Consider the following 22,123-nt stretch of genomic DNA (forward strand, 5'->3'; position numbering starts at 1 on the left):
CAGCGCGGTTTCCACCGGCCCTTGCGGCGCTGCGTATTCGCGACTGAGCCAGGCGTCCTGAGCCGGTTCGGGCAAGGCCTTGCGGTCGAGTTTGCCGTTGGCGGTCAGTGGCAGCGCCTCAAGTCGTACGTAGGCTGCCGGCACCAGTGCCTGCGGCAGACGCGCTTGCAGATGCGCGCGCAGCTCCTCGATATCGACTGCTGTGCGGGCAGTAAACCAGGCGATCAAGCGCGCCTCGCGCACCAGCACCACCGCGTCCTGCACCGCCGCATGGCTGGACAGCGCGGCTTCGATTTCCCCCAGTTCCACCCGCACGCCGCGCAGTTTGACCTGATCGTCGTTACGTCCCAGGTACTCGATATTGCCGTCGGCCAGCCAGCGCGCGAGGTCACCGGTGCGGTACATGCGCGCCTGCGGCTCGTCACTGAACGGGTCTTCGAGGAAGCGTTCGGCAGTCAGCTCGGGACGGTTCAGATAACCACGGGCCACACCCGCGCCACCGACGTACAGTTCACCGGCAACCCCCACCGGCACCGGACGTTGCTGTTCATCGAGCAGATAGACCCTGGCGTTGCTCATCGGTCGGCCGATATGCAGCAATTGCCCGGCATGGATTTGTCCTGAAGTCGCGACCACCGTGGCTTCGGTCGGGCCGTAGTTGTTGATCACGGCAAACGTCTGCTCACGCGAGAACTGCCGCAACTTGTCGCCGCCGATCAACAGCGTGCGCAAGGTCGGATGACCCAGCTCACGACTGAAGGCGTATTCGGCAATCGGCGTCGGCAAGAAGCTCACCTGCAACGGTTGCGCGCACCACCAGTCGAGCAGGTCATCGAGGTGTTCGTTGCTGATCGACGGCGGCGGCAGGTGCAGGGTCGCGCCGACACACAGCGCCGGCCAGACCTCCCAGGCCATCGCGTCAAAACCGCAACCGGCAACGCTGGCGGTGTGGCTGCCGGCACGCAGGTCGAACGCTTCGCAGTGCCAGTGCACAAGGTTTTCCAGGGTCGCGTGTTCGACCATCACGCCTTTCGGCTGGCCGGTCGATCCCGAGGTGTAGATCACGTAAGCCAGATGCGCCGGGGTCAGCGTCGGCAGTTGCGGATTGGTCTGCGGCAGGTGTTGCCAGAGGACGTTGTCCAGATCGATCACCGGCACCCGGCCCAACAATTCGCGGGTCGAGGCCTGCGCCAGCACCGCCACCGGATCGCTGTCCTGCAACAGGTAGGCGATGCGCTCCGCCGGGTACGTCGGGTCGATTGGCACGTAACCGGCGCCGGCCTTGAGAATCGCCAGCAGTGCCACCAGCATCTGCGGGCTGCGTTGCAGGCACACGGCAATCCGGTCGTCCGGCTGCACGCCGAGGCCGAGCAAGTGATGCGCCAGGCGATTGGCCTGCTGATTGAGTTGCGCATAGGTCAGTTGCTGCGAGCCCTGCACCACCGCCAGCGCCTGCGGCTGCTGCTCGGCCTGCGCTTGCACCAGCGCCTGAATCGTTGCACCGCGCGGGTATGCGGCCGCCGTCAGGTTGAAACCGACCAGCAAGCGCTCGTATTCCTCCACCGCAAGAATCGGCAAACGGTTGAGCGGACGTTGCGGCGCCTGCTCCAGTGCGTGCACCAGATGTTCCAGCGCGGTGTGCATGTAGCCGCAAATCCGTTGCGCGCCGATCTGCGCCAACGCCAGCACGGACAGGGAAAAGTCTTCGCCGAGATCATCGACGCTGAGGGTCAGCGGATAGTTGCTGCGCTCTTCGCCACCGAGCAATTGCACGCCTTCCCAGATGCCCTGACCGTCACGCGGCTGCGCCTCGGCAGCGGTATGCCGGTAGTTGAGCAAGGCGCTGAACAGCGGCGCGCCGGACACCGCGCTGCAACGCTGGGCCAGCGCCAGTGGCGCGTGTTCATGGGCGAGCAATGCCGTCAGTCGTGCATGGGTGGTCTTGACCGCAGCGCGCACACCTTCGCTGACATCCACCCGCAGCGGCAAGGTGTTAATGAACACGCCGAGGGTGCGATCCGCGCCTTCACCGCCCTGCAAACGACCCAACAGCACCGTGCCGAACACCACGTCGCGGCGGTTGGCAAGCACGCCCAGCACCTGCGCCCAGGCCAGGTGCATCAGGCTCGCCGGACTGACACCCAGCTGCCGCGCCTGTTCACGCAGGCGCAGGGTCAACCAGGCATCCAAGGCTTGCTGCGCCTCCTCGATGTCGCCGCCATCGCCTTGCACGTCGTGCAGACCGAACGGCAAGGTCGGTTCGTCGATATCGCCGAGCATGTCGCGGAAGAACGTTTCGTGTTCCTGCTCGCTGGCCCCCAGACGCGCCTGCGCCACGTAGTTGCGGTACGGCATCGGCGTGCCGAGACTGTCGGCCTGATCGAACATGAACGCGCGCATTTCCTGGCCCACCACCTCCATGGCGGTGTGGTCGAGGATCAGGTGCTGGAATAGGATGATCGCCACCACCCGTTGCTGCGCCGGGTCTTCGGCGTAGACGATGCGCATCAGCGGCGCCTGGCTCAGGTCGAGGCGGTTGTGCCGGGCATCGAACCGCGCATGCAACTGCTCGAGGACGTCACCCTGCGCGGGATCCAGCGGCACTGCCTGCACCACCAGCGGCGCCTGACGCCAGACCACTTGCTGCGGACTCGCCAGCCCTTCCCAGACCACACTGGTGCGCAGAATGTCGTGGCGCGCGATGACCTGCTGCAGAGCTTGGCTGAAGGTGCGCAGGCGCTCGACGCTGTCGAAGATCAACCGCGATTGCAGCAGGTACGGATCGCCCTGTTCGGCGCTCAAGTGATGGTAAAGAATGCCTTCCTGCAGCGGTGCCAGCGGATAGATGTCCTGCACGTTGGCGGCCCCGCCCGGCACCGTGGCGACGATGCGCTCGATGCTCGCTTGATCGAGTTCGGTCAGGCTGAGCATGTCCGGGGTGATGCGGGTGCAGCCCGACGGAATGCGGTTGGCCGGCACCTCGATTTCGCGACCGCTGCCCACAGCGGCAGCGAGTGCAGCCAGGGTCGGCTGATTGAACAGCACGCGCACGTCAGCCGCGAGGCCGATCTGACGCATGCGTTCGATCAGGCTCACCGCCAGCAGCGAATGCCCGCCCAGTTCGAAGAAATTATCCTGACGCCCGACCCGCTCGACTTTCAGCACGTCGATCCAGATCTGCGCCAACGCGGTTTCCACCGCCCCTTCTGGCGCCTGATATTCGCGGCTGAGCCATGCGCCGTGCTCCGGTTCCGGCAAGGCCTTGCGGTCGATCTTGCCGTTGGCGGTCAGCGGCAGCGCATCCAGACGCACATAAGCGGCCGGCAGCAGCGCATCCGGCAAACGTGCCTGCAAATGCGTGTGCAACTGTTGAATATCGATCGCCGTGCGCTCGGTGAACCACGCAATCAGCCGCCCGTCGCGGACCAGCACCACGGCTTCCTGCAGCGTAGCGTGGCTGCCGAGCGCGGCTTCGATTTCACCGAGTTCGATACGCACGCCACGCAATTTGACCTGATCGTCGTTGCGCCCCAGGTACTCGATATTGCCGTCGGCCAGCCAACGCGCCTGATCGCCGGTACGGTACATGCGCGCCTGTGGCTCGTCGCTGAACGGATCGAAAAGGAACTGCGCAGCGCTCAGCTCGGGGCGATTCAGATAACCGCGCGCCACGCCCGCCCCGCCAACATACAACTCGCCCGCCACACCCAGCGGCACCGGGCGCTGCTCGGCGTCCAGCACATAGATTTTGGCGTTGGCGATCGGCCGGCCGATATGCAGCGGCTGATCCAGCGAGACCGGCCCCGAGGTGGCGACCACCGTGGCTTCGGTCGGGCCATAGTTGTTGATCACGTCGAAGGTTTGCGCGCGACTGAACTGACGCAGGCGGTCGCCGCCGATCAGCAGCGTGCGCAAAGTCGGGTGCTGCAACTGCCGGCTGAACGCGTATTCGGCCACTGGCGTGGGCAGGAAGCTGACCTGTAACGGCTGCGCACACCACCAGTCGAGCAACTCGTCGAGGTGCTCGTTGCGGATCGACTGCGGCGGCAGGTACAGCGTCGCCCCTACGCACAGCGCCGGCCAGACCTCCCAGGCCATGGCGTCGAAACCGAATCCGGCGACACTCGCGGTCTGGCTGCCGGCCTGCAAATCAAAGGCTTCAGCGTGCCAGTGCACGAGGTTTTCCAGCGTCGCATGCTCGACCATCACGCCTTTCGGTTGGCCGGTGGAGCCGGAGGTGTAGATCACGTAAGCCAGATGGTTCGGCGTCAATGCCGGCACCTGCGGATTGGCATCCGACAGGTGCTGCCAGAGGTCGTTGTCCAGATCGATGACCGGCACGCCGCCGAGCAGATCGCGGGTCGATGCCTGCGCCACGACCGCCACCGGGGCACAGTCCTGCAACAGGTAGGCGATGCGTTCCGGCGGATACGCCGGATCGACCGGCACATAACCGGCGCCGGCCTTGAGGATCGCCAGCAGCGCGACCAGCATGTCCGGGCTGCGCCGGGCGCACAGGGCGACCCGGTCATCGGGCTGCACGCCAAGGCCGATCAGGTGATGCGCCAGACGATTGGCCCGTTGATTGAGTTCGCCATAGCTCACCTGCTGCGCACCTTGCACCGCCGCCAAGGCTTCGGGATGCGCGGCCGCCTGGGCCTCGAACAAACGCTGCACGGTTTGCGCCGGCGGGTATTGGCGACCGGTGATGTTAAACCCGACCAGAACCCGCTGGCGTTCGCTCGGCGACAGCACCGAGATCTGCCGCAGCGGCGTTGCTGGCGTGTGTTCCAGCGCCGTCAGCAGATTGTGCAACGCGGTCTGCAGGTAATCGCAGACCCGCGCGCCATCCACTTGCGGCACTGCCTGCACGCTCAGACGGAACCCTTCGCCGAGGTCATCGACGCTGACCACCAGCGGATAGTTGCTGCGCTCGCGCGAGCTGAGAATCTCGATCCCGTCCCAGGCCACGCCTGCCGGCTCCGCCGCGCTGTGACGGTAGTTGAGCAAGCTGCTGAACAGCGGCAGCGATGCAGCCACACCGCTGCAACGCTGGGCCAGCGACAGCGAAGCCTGCTCATGCGCCAGCAGTTGCGCCAGACGTTCATGAGTAGCGCGCACGCCTTGCTGCACGGCGGTCGCGCCGACGCTGACCCGCAGCGGCAAGGTGTTGATGAACATGCCGAGTGCGCGATCGGCACCCTCGCCGCCCTGCATGCGCCCGAGCAGCACGGTGCCGAACACCACCTCTTCACGCCCCGAAACCTGCGCCAGCACCTGACCCCAGGCCTGGTGCACCAGACTGGCCGCGCTGATACCGAGGCGGCGCGCCTGCTCGCGCAAGCGCTGGGCCACGCTCGACTCCAGCGCCTGCTCGCTGTCGAGGATGCCGCTGCCATCGCCATGCACGTCCTGCACACCGAAGGCCACGGTCGGCTCGTCGATGTCGCCGAGCATGTCGCGGAAGAACGCCTCATGCGCCTGGGTATCGGCGTGCTGTTGCGCCTGCGCCACGTAGTTGCGGTACTGCACCGGCATCGGCAACTCGGCACCGCTCGGCTGCAGGCTGTCGTTCATTTCCGCCAGCAGCACTTCCAGTGCGGTGTGGTCGAGGACGATGTGGTGCAGCAACAGGATGCCGACCCAGCGCTGCTGTTCACGGTCTTCGGTGTAGGCCAGGCGCATCAGCGGTGCGCGGCGCAGGTCGAGGCGATAGTGACGCGGATCGAAACGTGCCTGAATCTGCTCCAGCACATCGCCTTCTAGCAGGTCGGCGTCGATCCGCTCCAGTGCCAGCGGCGCTTCACGCCAGACCACTTGCACCGGCTCTTCAAGCCCTTCCCAGAACACGCTGGTGCGCAGAATGTCGTGGCGCTCGATCACCGCATTCAACGCACGGACGAAGGCCTTGATCTGCGCCAGACCGGCGAAGGCGAATTGCGCCTGCAACACGTACGGGTCGCCGGCGCTGGTTGCCTGATGGTGATAGAGGATCCCTGCCTGCAACGGGGCGAGGCCATAGATGTCCTGCACATTGCAGACGCCGCCAGGCACTGTGTCGACCACGCGGTCGATGGCGGCCTGATCCAGCGAGGCCAGCGGCAGCAGGTCCGGGGTGATCTGCGTGCAATCGGCAGGAATCAGGTTGTCCGGCACCCGCAGGACATGACTGTGACTCAGGGTCGCCGCCAGCGCCGCGACGCTCGGCTGGCCGAACAACACGCGCACGTCGCACTGCAAGTCGTGCTGGCGCATGCGTTCGATCAGTTTCACCGCCAACAACGAATGGCCGCCGAGTTCGAAGAAATTGTCGTGCCGCCCGACCTGCTCGACACCGAGCAGGGTCTGCCAAATGCCGGCGATCAGGGTTTCCACCGGCCCCAGCGGGGCTTCGAAACCGCGCCGGACGAACGCATCGCTGTCCGGTTGCGGCAAGGCTTTGCGATCAAGTTTGCCGTTGGTGGTCAGCGGTATGGCGTCGAGGCGCACAAAGGCGCTCGGCACCATGTATTCGGCCAGCGACAGCAGCAACTCGTCGCGCAATTGCGCAGCGCTCGGTTCAGTGCCTTCGGCGGCCAGCCAGTAGGCCACCAGACGCTTGTCACCGGGGCTGTCTTCGCGGGCGATCACCAGCGCTTCGCGCACCCCGGCGCAGGCTGAGAGGCGAGCTTCGATTTCGCCGAGTTCGATGCGGAAACCACGGATCTTCACTTGATCGTCGTTGCGCCCGAGGTATTCGAGGCTGCCATCGGCGTTTCGGCGGGCGAGGTCGCCGGTCTTGTACAGACGCGCCTCGGCACGGCCGCTGAACGGGTCGGCGATAAAGCGCTCGGCGGTCAGCGCTTCGCGGTTGAGGTAACCCCGTGCAACCCCGGCGCCACCGACGTACAACTCGCCGATCACGCCGGCCGGCACCGGCTCGCGCTGCGCGTCGAGCACGTACAGTTGCAGGTCGGGAATGCCCACACCGATCGGGCTGCGTCCCACCAACAGCGCATCGGCTGCTTCCAGTGGGCGGTAGGTAACGTGCACCGTGGTTTCGGTGATGCCGTACATGTTCACCAGCCGTGTACCGGCATTGCCGACCCGCGCGTACCACGGTTTGAGCAGGCCCGGTTCCAGGGCTTCGCCGCCGAAAATCACCTCGCGCAGCGAGTGCTGCAACGGGCTGCGGCCCTGCGCCGCGATCAACTGGCGGAAGGCGCTCGGGGTCTGATTGAGCACGGTCACGCCAGTGCGGCACAGCAGCGCGTAGCAGTCGTCCGGCGAGCGGCTGACCGCCTGCGGCACCAGCAACAATTGCCCGCCAAACGCCAGCGCGCCCCAGATTTCCCACACCGAGAAGTCGAAGGCGAAGGAATGGAACAACGCCCACACGTCCTGCGGGTTGAAGTTGAACCAGTCGTGGGTTGCCGAAAACAGCCGCACCACGTTGCGGTGTTCGACCATCACGCCCTTGGGCAGCCCGGTGGAACCGGAGGTATAGATCACGTAGGCGAGATGACTAGGGCTCAGCTCGGGAATCTGCGGATTGCTGCTGAGTTCAGCCTGCAACTGCAGGCTGTCCAGATCGATGATCGGCACGTTGAGCGCGCCAACCCGGTCCAGCGTATCGGCCTGGGTCAGCACCGCCACCGGGGCGCTGTCCTGCAGGGTGTAGGCGATACGCTCCAGCGGATACGCCGGGTCAATCGGCACGTAACCGGCGCCGGCCTTGAGGATACCGAGCAGGCCGATGAGCATTTGCGGGCCGCGCTCGACACAGATCGCCACGCGTTGATCCGGGCGAATCCCCTGTGCCAGCAGGTGATGCGCAAGCTGATTGGCGCGGCGATTGAGTTCGCCGTAGCTCAGCGTCTGCTCTTCGAACAGCAGCGCTGTGGCCTCGGGTCGCGCCGCCGCGTGGGCCTCGAACTGCTGATGAATCAGCGGCGTTTGCGGGAACTGCGGCAACGGTGAGTTGACCCCGTGCAGCAGGTATTCGCGTTCGGCGGCCGGCAGAATGTTCAAACGTTGCAGCGGCGCATCCGGGGTCGATTGCAAGGCTTGCAGCAGTCTGTGCAACGCGGTGTGCAGATAAGCGGCGATGCGTTCGGCACCCAGCGCCGCATCGGCCAGCGCGGTGATGCGCAAGTCTTCGCCGAGGTCGTCGATGTTGATTGTCAGCGGATAGTTGGTGCGTTCGCGGGCGCCCAGCACGTGCACGCCGGGGGCCAGTTCGCTGACCTCGGCGATCTCTTCGCTGCTGCTGTGGCGATAGTTGAGGATCGCGCTGAACAACGGCGTCGGCACCGCCACCGCGCTGCAACGCTGGGCCAGCGCCAGCGAGGTCTGCTCATGGCCGAGCAACGCGGTCAGGCGCCGGTGCGTCGCCAGCACCCCGGCACGCACCCCGTCCTGCCCGACATCCACCCGCAGCGGCAACGTGTTGATGAACATCCCCAGCGCCTGTTCGCCGCCCTCACCCGCCTCCATCCGCCCCAGCAACACAGTGCCGAACACCACGGCGGTGCGGCCCGACAACTGCCCGAGCACCCGCGCCAGCGCCAGGTGCATCAGGCTCGCGACACTGACGCCGAGCTGACGCGCCTGGCCGCGCAGTTGCCGGCTGAAGTCGGTGTCGAGCATGAGCAAGGCTTCTTCGATGCCTTGGCCGTCGCCCTGCACGTCCTGCAGACCACAAGGCAAGGTCGGCTCGTCGATGTCGGCGAGCATCTCGCAGAAAAATGCTTCGTGAACCTGTTCGTCCAGGCGCAGACGGGCCTTGGCCAAGTGATCGCGATACGGCACCGGCGGCCCGACCTGCGGGGTCTGGCCGAGCAGGTGCGCGCGGGTTTCGCGGCGCACCACGTCGAGGGCGACGTGGTCCATGATCAGGTGATGGAACAGCAACAGCGCGACCACGCGCCCGTTGGCCGGGTCCATGGCGTACACCAGACGCAGCAGCGGCGACTGCTGGATGTCGAGGCGGAAGAACCGTGGGTCGTGGCGCTCCAGTAGTTGCGTCAACACATCCGCGCCAGGGTCGAGGGCGATTTCTTCGCAGTGCAGACGAGCCTGCCGCTGCACCACTTGCAGCGGTTCATCCAGGCGTTCCCAGACGAACGAGGTGCGCAGAATGTCGTGGCGTTCGATCATCCATTGCAGCGCCTCGGCGAAAGCCTCCAGACGTTCGCGGCTGTCGAAGGCGAATCGCGCTTGCGACACGTAGGGGTCACCGGCGGGCGCCGACAGGTGCAGATAGAGCATGCCTTCCTGCAGCGGCGCCAGCGGGTAAATGTCCTGCAGGTTGGCGGCGCCGCCGGGCACATTGGCCACCAGCCGGTCGATGGTCGGCTGATCCAGTGTCACCAGCGGCAGCATGTCCGGGGTGATGCGAAACGCCGGGCTCAGCCAGTCGCCACCGTTTTGCGCGACCAGTTCCAGCAGCTGCGCCTTGTGTTCGCTGAGGCTGTCCCACAACGCATCGTCCAGCGCGTCGTCGCTGCCCAGAATGACCAGGTCTTCATCTTCCTGTTGAAGGCGGATCGCATGGGTGGAAAGAACAGCCATCAGTTCGCTGAAATGCATGGGATAACCTGCTGTAAATACGAGAAAAAGGAGCGCGCAGCCGCGAGTCCGTGCCTGCTGTGCGCAGCCTGGAAAAACTAAAACATCGGGGCTTGCGGGGCTGACATGGGAAGCGGGGACAAGCCGCCGGCTCGGTCGCCGCAATCCCCTGTAGGAGCTGCCGCAGGCTGCGATCTTTTGCTCTTGCTGTTAAAAGCCAAATCAAAAGATCGCAGCCTGCGGCAGCTCCTACAGGGGTCGGCGTTAGAGCCGGCGTTTGCGGGTGAGGCTCGGGATGGTGGTTTGCGGGATCAACACTTGCTGCGCCTCGGGTGTGGTGCTGAGCGCCAGTGCCGCCAGCGTCGGCTGGCTGAACAGCGCCCGGGCGTCGGTGTGCAGGCCGCTCTGACGCATCCGTGCTACGAGACTCACCGCCAGCAACGAATGCCCGCCGAGTTCGAAGAAGTTGTCATGGCGACCGACCTGTTCGACGCCGAGTACTTCACCCCAGATCTGCGCCAGCGCGGTTTCGACTTCACCCTGGGGTGCCACGTATGGGCGATTGATGACTGCATCTGCCCCCGGCTCCGGCAGGGCCTTGCGGTCGATCTTGTCGTTCGGTGTCAGCGGCAAAGCGTCGAGCAATACGAACGCGCCCGGCACCATGTACTCGGGCAAACGCTCCAGCACATGGCCGCGCAAGGTTTCCAACGATGGCGCGTCGATGCCGGCGCGCAAGCTGTACCAAGCCACCAGACGCTCATCGCGGACCATCACCACCGCCTCGCGAATCGCCGGATGCTCGATCAACCGTGCCTCGATTTCCCCCGGCTCCAGGCGCAAGCCACGCAGTTTGATCTGGAAGTCGTTGCGGCCGAGGAATTCCAGCTCGCCTTGGTTGTTGTAGCGCGCCAGATCGCCAGTGCGGTACAGGCGATCCCCCGCAACAAACGGGCTGTCGATGAAACGCTCGGCCTGCATCTCCGGCAGTCCGTGATAACCACGCGCCACGCCGACGCCGCCGATGTGCAACTCACCGCTGACGCCTTGTGGCACCGGTTGACCGTACGCATCGAGCACGTACAGCCGTGTATTGCTCAGTGCTGTGCCGATCGGCACCACGTTGTCCGGCACCGGCATGTCCGGTTCCAGCGTCCAGCCCGTGCTGTCCACCGTGGTTTCAGTCGGGCCGTAAACGTTGTGCAACCGCACCCACGGCAGGCGATCGCGCACTTGGCGGGCCAGCGCTGCACTGAGTTCGCCGCCACCGTTGAGCACATCGGTCAGGCTGGTGCACTGCTCGACACCGTCCTGTTTGATGAACTGCTGCAACAGCGCCGGGACGAACTTGACCACCGTCACCTGCTGCTCACGAATGGTCTGCACCACATACGCCGAATCGCGGTTGCCATCCGGTCGCGCCAGTACCAGACGCATCCCCGAACACAGCGGCCAGAAGATCTCCCACACCGAACTGTCGAAGCTGAACGGCGCCTTTTGCAGCAGCGCACCGTGTTCGGTTGGCGGGCTGAGCTGCGAGCCCCAGTGCACCATGTTGCAGGCGCTGCGATGCTCGATCATCACGCCTTTGGGCAACCCGGTAGAGCCCGAGGTGTAGATCATGTAGGCGAGGTTCGAAGCACTCAGGCCCGGCACCTGCAGATTGCCTGACGGCTGCTGCTCCCAACTGCCGTGATCCAGATTGATCAGCGGCACACTCGGTTCGCCGAGCAACTGCCGCGTGGCGCCATGCACCAACAGTGCGACCGGCGTACTGTCCTGCAACATGTAGTTCAGGCGCTCCAGCGGATAGTCCGGGTCCAGCGGCACATAAGCACCACCGGCCTTGAGGATGCCGAGCAAACCAACGATCAGATCCAGCCCGCGCTCGACGCAGATTGCTACGCGCGAGTCCGGTTGCACGCCGAGTTCACGCAGGTGATGGGCCAGGCGATTGGCGCGCTGATTGAGTTCAAGGTAAGTCAGGGTTCCCTGCGCGGATTGCAGCGCGATGGCCTCCGGTTTACGCCGCACCTGTGCTTCGAACAACCTGTGCAACGGTTGGTCCAGCGGACAATCGACCTCAGTGGCGTTGAAGGTGATCAGCAAGCGTTGCAACTCTTCGGGCTGCAGGATCGGCAAGCGGTTCAACGGCTGTTGCGGGGTCTGCTCCAGGGCTTGCAGCAAACTGTGCAACGCGGCTTGCATGTAACCGCAAATCCGCTGCGCGCCGATCTGCGCCACGGCCCTGCCGGTGAGGCGCAAGCCGTTGCCAAAATCATCCACGCTCATGGTCAGCGGGTAATTGGTGCGCTCCTCGTTGGCCAGGGTTTCGATGCCTTGCCAAGCCTGGCTCGATGGCTCCAGCAGTTCGGACTCGTCACTGTGCCGATAATTGAGCAGCGCGCTGAACAACGGTGACGGCGAGGCGACGCCGCTGCAGCGCTGAGCCAGTGCCAGCGAAGCGTGCTCATGCCCGAGCAGCGCGGTCAGCCGCGCATGGGTGGTGCGCACCGCGTCGAGCACTCCGGCATCGACATCGATGCGCAGCGGCAAGCTGTTGATGAACACGCCCAAGGCCCGGTCGGCGCCCTCGCCGCCTTGCATGCGCCCCATCAGCACGGTGCCGAACACTACGCGCTGCTGGCCCGACGTCGCCGCCAGCACCCGCGCCCAGGCCAGATGAATCAGGCTCGCCACACTGACCCCGGCCTGTCGCGCCTGGGTGCGCAAACGCTGATAGACGTCAGCCGGCAGCGCCTGCTGCGCTTCGTCGATGCCGCGCCCGTCGCCCTGCACTTCCTGCAGGCCGAATGGCAGGGTCGGCTCGTCGATGTCTGCCAGTTGCTCACGGAAAAACGCCTCATGTTCCTGCTCGCTGACGCCCAGTCGCGTCTGCGCCACGTAATTGCGATACGGCACCGGCGGCGCCAGCGCCACGACCTGCCCCGACAGGCTGGCCTGCATTTCGCCGCGCATCACTTCCAGAGCGATGTGATCCATCGCAAGGTGATGGAACAGCAGAATCCCCACCACCCGATTCAGCGCCGGATCACGGGCATACACCAGGCGCATCAGCGGCGCCTGGCTGACGTCGAGGCGATAACGCCGGGCGTTGAAACGCTGGTGCAACTGCTCGATGATCGGGCCGTTAGCCGGGTCCAGTTCGACCTCCTGCAACGGCAGAATTGCCGCGCGCCACACCGCCTGCACCGGGGTGCTCAGGCCTTCCCAGAGCACCGCGGTGCGCAGAATGTCGTGGCGCGCCATGACTTCTCGCAACGCTGCGGCGAAAGCCTCGATGCGTTCCAGACTGTCGAACGCCAGTTGCGATTGCAGCAGGTACGGATCGCCCTGCTCAGCGGTGATGTGGTGGTAAAGAATGCCTTCCTGCAGCGGTGCCAACGGATAGATGTCCTGCACGTTGGCCGCCCCGCCCGGTACCGTGGCGACGATCCGCTCGATGTCCTTCTGCTGCAGTTGCACCAGCGGCAGCATCTCTGGCGTGATGTGGGTGCAATCGGCGGCGATGCGGTTGGCCGGCACTTCGATCTCTCGACCGCTGCCGACCGAAGCCGCCAGCGCCGCCAGGGTCGGCTGACTGAACAGCACGCGCACGTCGCTGCTCAGATCAAGCTGACGCATGCGTTCGATCAGAATCACCGCCAGCAACGAATGCCCGCCCAGCTCGAAGAAATGGTCGTGACGCCCGACCCGCTCGACTTGCAGGACTTCGGCCCAGATCTGCGCCAGGGCGATTTCGACCTCACCCTGCGGCGCCTCGTATTCGCGGCGGATCAGATCGTCCGGCCCGGGCGCCGGCAGTGCCTTGCGATCGACCTTGCCGTTGGCGGTCAGCGGCAGCGCCGACAGACGCACATACGCGCTCGGCAGCATGGCACTGCTCAGGCGAGTTTTCAGCTGCGCGTGCAGCTCATTGATGTCCAGCGGCGCCTGCTCGGTGAACCACGCCAGCAATTGCCCGTCGCGCACCAGCACCACCGCTTCGCGCACCGCTGGATGGCTGGTGAGTGCGCTCTCGATCTCGCCCGGCTCGATCCGGATGCCACGGATTTTCACCTGATCGTCGTTGCGCCCCACATAGTCCAGATTGCCGTCGGCGCGCCAGCGTGCAAGGTCGCCAGTGCGGTACATGCGCGCGCCCGGTGCAGCGCTGAACGGATCGCGCAGGAAGCGCTCGGCGCTCAGCTCTGCGCGGTTCAGGTAACCACGCGCCACCCCGGCCCCACCAACGTACAACTCGCCAGTCACGCCTGGCGGCACCGGTTGCTGCTGTTCATCCAGCAGATACACCGTGGCGTTGCTCACCGGTTTGCCGATGTGCAGCGCCTGCCCGGCGTCGATGCGTCCGGAGGTTGCCACCACGGTGGCTTCGGTCGGCCCGTAGTTGTTGATCACTTCAAACGATGGCTGACGCGGGAACTGACGCAGGCGATCGCCACCGATAAGCAGCGTGCGCAACGTCGGGTGATCGAGCTGGCGGCTGAACGCGTATTCGGCGATCGGCGTCGGCAAAAAGCTCACGTCCAGCGGCTGCGCACGCCACCAGTCGAGCAGCGCATCGATGTCTTCGCTGCCCTCGCTGGCCGGCGCCAGGTGCAGGGTCGCGCCCACACACAGCGCCGGCCAGACTTCCCAGGCCATCGCGTCGAAACCGAAGCCGGCGAGGCTCGAGGTATGGCTTCCGGCATGCAGGTCGAAAACGTCAGCGTGCCAATCGACCAGGTTGCACAAGGTGCGGTGCTCGACCATCACCCCCTTGGGCAGGCCGGTGGAGCCGGAGGTGTAAATCACATAAGCGAGGTTGGCCGGGGTCAGCCCCGGCACCTTCGGCGCGCCGACATGTTCGGCGGGCCAGCTCGGCTGATCCAGCTCGATCACCGGCACCGACAACGCCGGCAAATGCCCGCGCAGCGCGCGCTGGGTCAGCACCGCGATGGGCGCGCTGTCCTCCAGCAGATAGCTCAGGCGCTCGGTCGGGTGCATCGGATCCAGCGGTACATACGCGGCACCGGCCTTGAGAATCGCCAACAGCCCGACCAGTGTGTCGAGGCCGCGCCGGGCAACGATCGCCACCCGGTCATCCGGGCGCACACCGAGATCGAGCAGATGATGAGCCAGCGCGTTGGCGCGTTGATTGAGTTCGGCATAGGTCAGGTCTTGCCCTTGCTCAACCGCCGCCAGCGCCTGCGGCCGTAGCGTCGCCTGCGCTTCGATACGTTGCTGAATAGTCGTCGGGGCCGGGTAGTCCACCTGTGTCGCATTCCACTGTTGCAGCAACGCGGTTTCTTCCGGCGTGCTCAGATCGAAATCCGTCACCGCCAGGTTCACCGCTTCCAGCCCCTGCTCCAGAATCAGCAACCAGCGTTCAGCCAGTGCCTTGACTTCATCGGCGTTGAAATACGCCTCGCTGTAGATCAGGTATAGCCGCGCATCGTCATTGGCCAGATTGCTCAGCAAGTGCACCGCCAGCGGTGTGGCCTCCTCGACATTCGAGGCCTTGATGATCCGTCCCGACGCCTCGCCGTAGCGATAATCGTGAGTGCCCTGCTCGTAGGACACCGTGACTTCGAACAGCTGCGAGCGCTCCTCCCGCAGCAGGCCGAGGGCGCGGTTCATCTCACTCACGGGGAAGCGCTGATGGCGGAAATCCTTGCGCAGTTCCTCACGGATCGTACTCACCAGTTCAGCGAACGTGCAGTGGCGACCGAAGCCCATACGCACCGCGCTGACCTGGGCGAACAGCCCAAGCGTGGATTTGAAGCGCGCGCCGGAGCGGTTGAGAATCGGCAATCCAACCACCCATTCGTCACGTTGTGCGGTGCGGCTGAAGTAGACATGCAGCGCCGCCAGCAACACATGGAACGCCGAGGCGCCGAACGCCCGGGCCACCTGCTGCATGCGCTCGTGCAGTAGCGCCGGCAAAGGCTGCGCGTAGACCTGCGTCTGTGCGGTTTGGCCGGCCAGGCTCTGCTGATGCCGTGGCAGCAACAGCGGCTCGGGCAATTGTCGGTACTTGTCCAGCCAGTAGGCGCGATCCTGCGCATAACGCGGCGACGCTTGATAGCGCGCATTGTCCTCGATGAAGTCGATGTACGACGGCGCCGCGACCGGTGCCGGTTGACCGTGCGCCAGCGCGTTGTAGATCTCGTCCAGCGACTTGAACATTTCGCCGAAGCCCCAGCCATCGACGATCAAGTGATGAGCCTGCACGGACAGCCAATGTCGCTGGTCATTCAGACGAATCAACAGAAAGCGCAACAGGACGCCGCCGTCCAGCACAAAGGGCTGATCGATGCGCGCCTGCACCAATGCCCGCGCCGCCGATTCCGGGTCGCTGTGCGCCGACACATCGTCGATCGGCATCGGCACCGCTACCGACCGGGCGAACTGCTGCAAAGGCAAGCCATCTGCACCGGCGCCTGGCAGCAGAATCGTGCGCAGCGCGTCATGCCGGGCTACCAGTGCTTCCAGCGCAGCCTGCATCCGTGCCGGATCCAGCGGCCCGCTGAGGTCCAGGTATCCGCCGATGTTGTACAGCGGCGAATCCCCGCGACTCAGCTGATCCAGCCAGATATCCAGCTGCGCAGCGGTCAGCGGATACGTCTGGAGCGATGCGGACGGCGTGACCACCGCAGGGGCAGAAATAGGCGGCATAAGATCCTTCTCATGTGATTTTGCGCCTATTCAAGCATCGGCTCCGATGCCGACATGACACGTAAAACCCGGACAACCCCGCCCCGCGCGCTGGCCTGTCAGCGCTTGTAGCCCCTGATTGGGTGGGAACCCACTAACAGTTCGGAGAGGAAACACTGAAAATCCTGTAGGAAAAATGCCACACACCAGCGCAGCCATCGACCCGCGTTGTGACCTCAAAAAACCGCAACTGCCCCGGTTTTCAAGGTCTTGCCGTGACCAAACAGTCACGCGATGCGCAACACCTGTAGCAAATGGCGTCAGAAGCCCGGCGCCAACTTTCAGAAATGATGGCACTTTGTGTCCCTGTTTTCCCCTACAGACGCAGGACAAATCCATAGGCTTAAATCCCGCCCCAGATCAGTTTCAAGGAGAGACGATTGCGTGGGCGGCTTTTGCATAAACAGCGGACGACTCGGTGATGACTCGGAACCAGGGATGACAAGGATATGAATCTGACCGGCAGCATTCGCAACATGGAAAACCCGCACTTCTACTGGCAACTGGGGGAATTGATTGCCAGCACCGGCGACGATCATTTCGCCAGCAATATGTTCCAGTTGGTCGACACCCTGGTGCCGGTCAATCGGGTCGATCTCAGTGAGTGGACGCTGGACGAACGTCAGGCCAGCGTGGTCGAGATCAAGGCGCTGGGCAGCGCCGGACTGCCGCAGACTTTCCCGCCACCGGACCCGTTGAAGAGTCCGGACGATCATCCGTTGTTGCAGAAGATGATCGAGATGAATGATTCCCTGCTGATTCAACTCAAAGCGTCGCTCCAGCCGCAACATCCGCAGCACAGCGTGCACCAGTGCAATCTGGTGTCCCGCACCTCTAATCGCCGCTGTGTCATCTCGTTCTACCGACCGCATACGCAACGAGTGTTTTCCCTGCCGGAGCTGTCGTTTCTCAAAAGCCTGTCCGACACCCTGTTGCCGCTGATCGAACGGCACGCGCAGCTCAGTCGGCAGATCATCGCCAAACAGCCGCGCCTGCCCTTGGCCGATCTGGAGCAGGCGCCGTTGCAGCAGGTGTTCGACGAACGTCTGGCGCTGGGCGGCATCGTGCTGTCGGCGCGAGAAAAGGAAGTCTGCCTGGGTCTGCTGACCGGCGGTACCGTGCCGCAACTGGCCGATAAGCTGCGGGTCAAGAGCAGTTCGGTCGAGACCTACCTCAAACGGGCGACCGCCAAACTGGGGGTCAGCGGACGGCACGGTCTGGCGCGCTGGATGGCCGGGGCGTAGCGGCGGAGTCAGAGTTAAACGGTGTTCGATGATGGTGTGGGGACGCAGTGCCCGGCACGTGTTTTTTCTGCATGAGAGCGTTCGATGCTGCGCATTTCCCTGCTGTCCCTCGCCGTCCTGTTGGCCGGTTGTTCGTTGATTCCCGACTACCAGCGCCCTGCGTCACCGAGCGCGGCGCAGTATCCGCAAGGCGCCGTTTACCCGATACCGACACCCGGCGCTGCGCGCACTGAAGACTGGCGCACGTTGTTCAACGATCCGGCGCTGCAACAGTTGATCGAAAGCGCGCTGGTGAACAATCGCGACCTGCGGGTGGCAGCGCTGAACGTCGAGGCGTTCCAGGCACAGTACCGCATCCAGCGCGCCGATCTGCTGCCGGCGGTGTCGGCCAATGCCAGCGAATCGCGCCAGCGCATGCCGCCCAGCGTGACCCGCGGCAAAGCCATGATCAATTCGACCTATGCGGTGAATCTGGGCGTCAGTGCCTATGAACTGGATTTTTTCGGCCGGGTGCGCAGCCTCAGCGAGCAGGCGCTGCAAACCTGGCTGGCGACCGAACAGGCGCGGCGCAGTGCCGAGCTGAGTCTGGTGGCCAACGTCGCCAATGCCTACCTGACCTGGCGCGCCGATCAGGAGTTGCTCGAACTGACGCGCCAGACCCTGGCCGCCGATGAGCAAAGCCTGCGCCTGACCACGCGCAACCGTGAGGCCGGCAAGTCTTCGGCGCTGGAACAGGCGCAGGCGCAAACCAGCGTCGACAGTTCGCGAGCCAATCTGGCGCGATACAAACGTCAGGTGGCGCAGGATCTGAACGGCCTGACGCTGCTGGTTGGCGCGCCAGTCCCCGAGCAACTGCCGGCGCAACCACTGGCCAGCGATCTGGTTCAGCAATTGCCGGCCGGGTTGCCGTCGGATCTGCTGCAACGGCGCCCGGACATTCTGCAGGCCGAGTACAAACTGAAAGCGGCCAACGCCAATATCGGCGCGGCGCGCGCGGCGTTTTTCCCCAGTGTCAGCCTGACCGCCAGCGCCGGCACCTCCAGCCGCGATCTCTCCGGGCTGTTTAGCGCCGGCTCGGGCGCCTGGACGTTCCAGCCGCAAATCAACCTGCCGATTTTCAACGCTGGCAGTCTGCGCGCGAGTCTGGATTATTCGAAGTTGCAGAAGGATGTAGCGGTCGCCGAATACGAGAAATCGATTCAAACCGCGTTTCAGGAAGTCGCCGACGGCCTGGCGGCGCGCAGCACTTATCAGCAGCAATTGCAGGCGCAGCGCGATCTGGTGCAGGCCACTCAGGATTACTACAACCTGGCGCAGCATCGCTATCAGAATGGCGTCGACAGCAGCCTGGTGTTTCTCGATGCACAGCGTTCGCTGTTCAGTTCGCAGCAGGGGCTGATTACTGATCGCCTCGCGCAACTGGTCGCCGAGGTCAACCTGTACACCGCGCTGGGCGGCGGCTGGCAGGCCAATGAGGCCCGGGTTCAGTAGCCCCTCGTCACTTTTTCTTACACCTTTTGTCGCCCGATCCTGCGCCGCGCGGCGATCCGTGGCCGGCGTCTGCCGTCAGTTTGGTATCATGCGCCGCTTTTACGGTTAACCCCCCGCCAGTCCTGCCGACTGACGGGCTGCAAAAGGCGGTATTAGATGACGGCTTTGTTGACTCGCCGCAAGGTGCTTGCGGGAATGGGCGTGCTGGGCCTGGGCCTGCTCGCGGGCTGCGACACCCGTGGCCAACTGTCGTACAAGTACGGCAAGGACCTGAGTGACAAGATCCTCGGGCGCACCTTCAAGCTGAAGAACACCGACGGCGAAACCATGACGCTGTCGAGCTTTCGCGGGATGATGCCGATGATCTTCTTCGGCTTCACCCAATGCCCGGCGGTGTGCCCGACCACCCTCGCCCGCGCCGCGCAAATCAAGAAGCTGATGGGCAAGGACGGCGACCGTCTGCAGGTGATCTTCATCACCCTCGACCCGGAACGCGATACGCCGCAGATCCTCGACGCCTACGTCAAAGCCTTCGACCCGAGCTTCGTCGCGCTGTACGGCACGCTGGAAGAAACCCAGGCCACCGCCAAGGAATTCGACGTGTTCTTCGAGAAGGTGCCGGCCGGCGACACCTATACGATCTCCCACACGTCCACCAGTTACGTCTACGACTCGCGCGGCCAATTGCGCCTGGGTCTGTCTGTATCGCTTTCGGCACAAGAGTGCACGGAAGATTTGCTCACCGTTATGGAGGTCTGCTGATGCACCCCGTTTTGAACAACATCAAACGCGCCGTTTTCGCCCTGTCCCTGCTGGGCCTGGCTTTTCAGGCCAGCGCTCAGACAAAGGTCGATGATGCCTGGGTGCGTGCGACCGTGCCGACCCAATCGGCCAGCGGCGCGTTCATGACCGTCACCGCCGACAGCGACAGCAAACTGCTGAGCGTGGCCTCGCCGGTGGCCAAAGATGTGCAGATCCACGAAATGTCGATGAAGAACGACGTGATGAGCATGGGCCCGGTCAAGTCGGTCGACCTGCCGGCCGGCAAAGCCGTCACCTTTGACCCGAACGGCTACCACGTGATGCTGATGGGCCTGACCGGTCAGCTCAAGGAAGGCGAAAGCGTGCCGCTGACCCTGACCGTGGAAAACGCCAAGGGCGAGAAGCAGACCGTCGAAGTCAAAGCCGAAGTGCGTGCGCTGACCCACATGGAAGGCCACGATCACAGCAAGATGCATTGATCTGACTTGGCGGCAATAAAAAGGGGCGGCCTGATCGATGATCAGGTCGCCCCTTTTTTATCGCGCATGTCAGCCGCGCTTGCGGGCCAGTGCATTGCGCACGCTTTCTCTCGACATCCCCGAGCGCGATGCCGCCGCAGTTTTCTCCACGGGCGCCGCAGCCAACTGCTGCTTGCGCTTCAACACCTGACTCCAGCGATAACCGAGATAACCGGCCGCCGCAAAGAATCCCAGCCAACCAGTGATCAGGTTGACCACAGTCCACAGCACGAGGGTGATCAGCACGGTTTTCCAGGTGAACAACTTCAGGTTGTTGTCGACGGGCACCGTTTCAACCGGTGCCTGCTGCGCCACTGGAATCTGCTGCACTCCATCCAGATCAAAGCGCAATGAGAAGTCCGCCCCCGGTACCTGGACATTTATTTGATTACCTTCAGCGGTATGCACCCGCACTTCGCCATTGACGACCGACACCGAACTGAAACTGATCTGGGTTTCGTGATGAATCTCGCCGTTGACCAAGGTCACGACCGTTCGTTGTTCACCATTGGGGGTGTCGCGCATGTCGATTCCTTGAGAACTCCACGTCGGACGACGTGCAAAGGGAAAGTCCGTTGGGCTCGAATGCTACTGAGTGGCCATCAGGCTGTCCAGAAACAGCCACAGGCTTCAACTCTTTGGCGAGCCGTTATCAGCTCCCAGCGCCGCCATGCGCCTCTTCAAAGAAGTAATCCTTCCAGCTGTCAGCCTTGTTCTTCAGCACGCCCAGTTCCTGCAATTTCTCGGCATAGATGAACGTGCGCTGCGGCACCACCGTGAAGTCGATTTCCGGATCGGTGACGATCTTCTCGACCAGCGCCAGCGGAAGTTTCGACTGTTCGACGCGGATGTACGCTTGAGCGGCGGCGGGCTTGTCGGCCTTGATGATTTTTTCCGCTTCGGCCAACGCATCGTAGAACGCCTTGTAGGTCCTGGGATTTTCGTCGTGGAATTTTTCCGTGGTGTACAGCACGTTGAACGTGGCCTGACCGCCGAGTATGTCGTAGGAACTCAACACCTTGTGCACGTTGGGGTTTTGCAGCGCCTGATACTGGAACGGCGGGCTGGAGAAGTGCGAGTTGATTTCCGAACCACCGGCAATCAGCGCCGCCGTGGCGTCCGGGTGCGGCAAGCTGACCGAGATGTCGTCAAATTTCTTGTACTGATCATTGCCGAATTCCCTGGCCGTTTCGATCTGCAAGGTCCGCGACTGAAACCCCACGCCCGCCGCCGGCACGGCGATGCGATCCTTGTCGCTGAAATCCTTCAGAGTCTTGATGTTCGGGTTGTTGGTCAGCAGGTAATTGGGCATCGAGCCGAGCGCGGCAATCGCCTTGACGTTCTGTTTGCCGCGAGTGCGATCCCACACCGTGAGCATCGGCGGCACCCCGGCGGAGACCACGTCCAGCGCGCCGGTCAGCAGCGCTTCGTTCATGGCGGTGGCGCCGGAGATGCTGTTCCAGTCGACCTTGATCTCCAACCCCTGCGCCTTGCCGTGTTTTTCGATCAGTTGCTGATCACGGACCACATCGAGAATCAGATAACCGATGCCGAATTGCTGGGCGATGCTGATCTTGCCTTCGGCCTGAGCGCCGCCGCTGAACAGCAGACCGCCTGCCAGGGATGCGGCCAACAGAGTCAGCGCAGGACGTTTGAACGGTGTGGCCATGACAACCTCGCAGCAGAGTAAATTGGCTCAAAGGCCGGACTCTATCGCTATAAAAAACAGAAATTAAATACCGTTATCGAATATCCATAGCACGCTCGCGTTTGCCGTTGCGCGCTGATTTAAACAGCCTGAAACAATAAATCTGCCATCGGATACGAGTCGTGCGTCAGCCA

8 protein-coding genes (1 of these 8 only partly in view) are annotated in these 22,123 nt (G+C 63.8%); 4 read left to right on the forward strand and 4 right to left on the reverse strand.

What is annotated here, in order from left to right; genetic code table 11:
• Positions 1–9,570, reverse strand: partial view of a non-ribosomal peptide synthetase gene (locus tag LOY52_RS15195; protein ID WP_258674769.1) — the 5' portion only. It extends 3,444 nt beyond the left edge of the window; only the first 9,570 of its 13,014 coding nucleotides appear in the window; it begins with the start codon at positions 9,568–9,570; the stop codon falls past the left edge of the window.
• Between the two features lie 243 nt (positions 9,571–9,813).
• Positions 9,814–16,227 (reverse strand): non-ribosomal peptide synthetase, encoded by a 6,414-nt coding sequence (locus tag LOY52_RS15200; protein ID WP_258674771.1) that lies wholly within the window; start codon positions 16,225–16,227, stop codon positions 9,814–9,816.
• 488 nt (positions 16,228–16,715) lie between these two features.
• On the opposite strand from LOY52_RS15200, the gene LOY52_RS15205 reads away from it, so the two are divergent.
• From LOY52_RS15205 to LOY52_RS15220, 4 genes are all read left to right on the forward strand, one after another.
• Positions 16,716–17,510, forward strand: coding sequence for a helix-turn-helix transcriptional regulator (locus tag LOY52_RS15205; protein ID WP_258674772.1), 795 nt, complete (start codon positions 16,716–16,718; stop codon positions 17,508–17,510).
• 84 nt (positions 17,511–17,594) lie between these two features.
• Positions 17,595–19,001 carry an AdeC/AdeK/OprM family multidrug efflux complex outer membrane factor gene (gene adeC / locus LOY52_RS15210; RefSeq protein ID WP_309474930.1) on the forward strand — a complete coding sequence of 469 codons (1,407 nt, stop codon included), beginning with the start codon at positions 17,595–17,597 and terminating at the stop codon, positions 18,999–19,001.
• Positions 19,002–19,157: 156 nt separating this feature from the next.
• Complete coding sequence (locus LOY52_RS15215; RefSeq protein WP_003224200.1) at positions 19,158–19,763, forward strand: SCO family protein; 606 nt, start codon at positions 19,158–19,160, stop codon at positions 19,761–19,763.
• The gene (locus tag LOY52_RS15220; protein ID WP_096795975.1) at positions 19,763–20,242 is read left to right on the forward strand and encodes a copper chaperone PCu(A)C; all 480 of its coding nucleotides are present in this window, start codon (positions 19,763–19,765) and stop codon (positions 20,240–20,242) included. The genes LOY52_RS15215 and LOY52_RS15220 overlap by 1 nt, the downstream gene beginning before the upstream one ends.
• Before the next feature lie 69 nt (positions 20,243–20,311).
• Here LOY52_RS15220 and LOY52_RS15225 read toward each other — a convergent pair whose 3' ends face one another.
• Both LOY52_RS15225 and LOY52_RS15230 read right to left on the reverse strand, forming a co-directional pair.
• Positions 20,312–20,806 (reverse strand): hypothetical protein, encoded by a 495-nt coding sequence (locus LOY52_RS15225; RefSeq protein ID WP_258674775.1) that lies wholly within the window; start codon positions 20,804–20,806, stop codon positions 20,312–20,314.
• A gap of 127 nt (positions 20,807–20,933) precedes the next feature.
• Entirely contained in the window at positions 20,934–21,950 is a 1,017-nt protein-coding gene (locus LOY52_RS15230) for an ABC transporter substrate-binding protein (protein WP_258674777.1), read from the reverse strand.
• Positions 21,951–22,123: the final 173 nt, after the last annotated feature.

This window comes from Pseudomonas sp. B21-051 (genome assembly GCF_024748795.1).
Lineage (GTDB): Bacteria > Pseudomonadota > Gammaproteobacteria > Pseudomonadales > Pseudomonadaceae > Aquipseudomonas > Aquipseudomonas putida_A.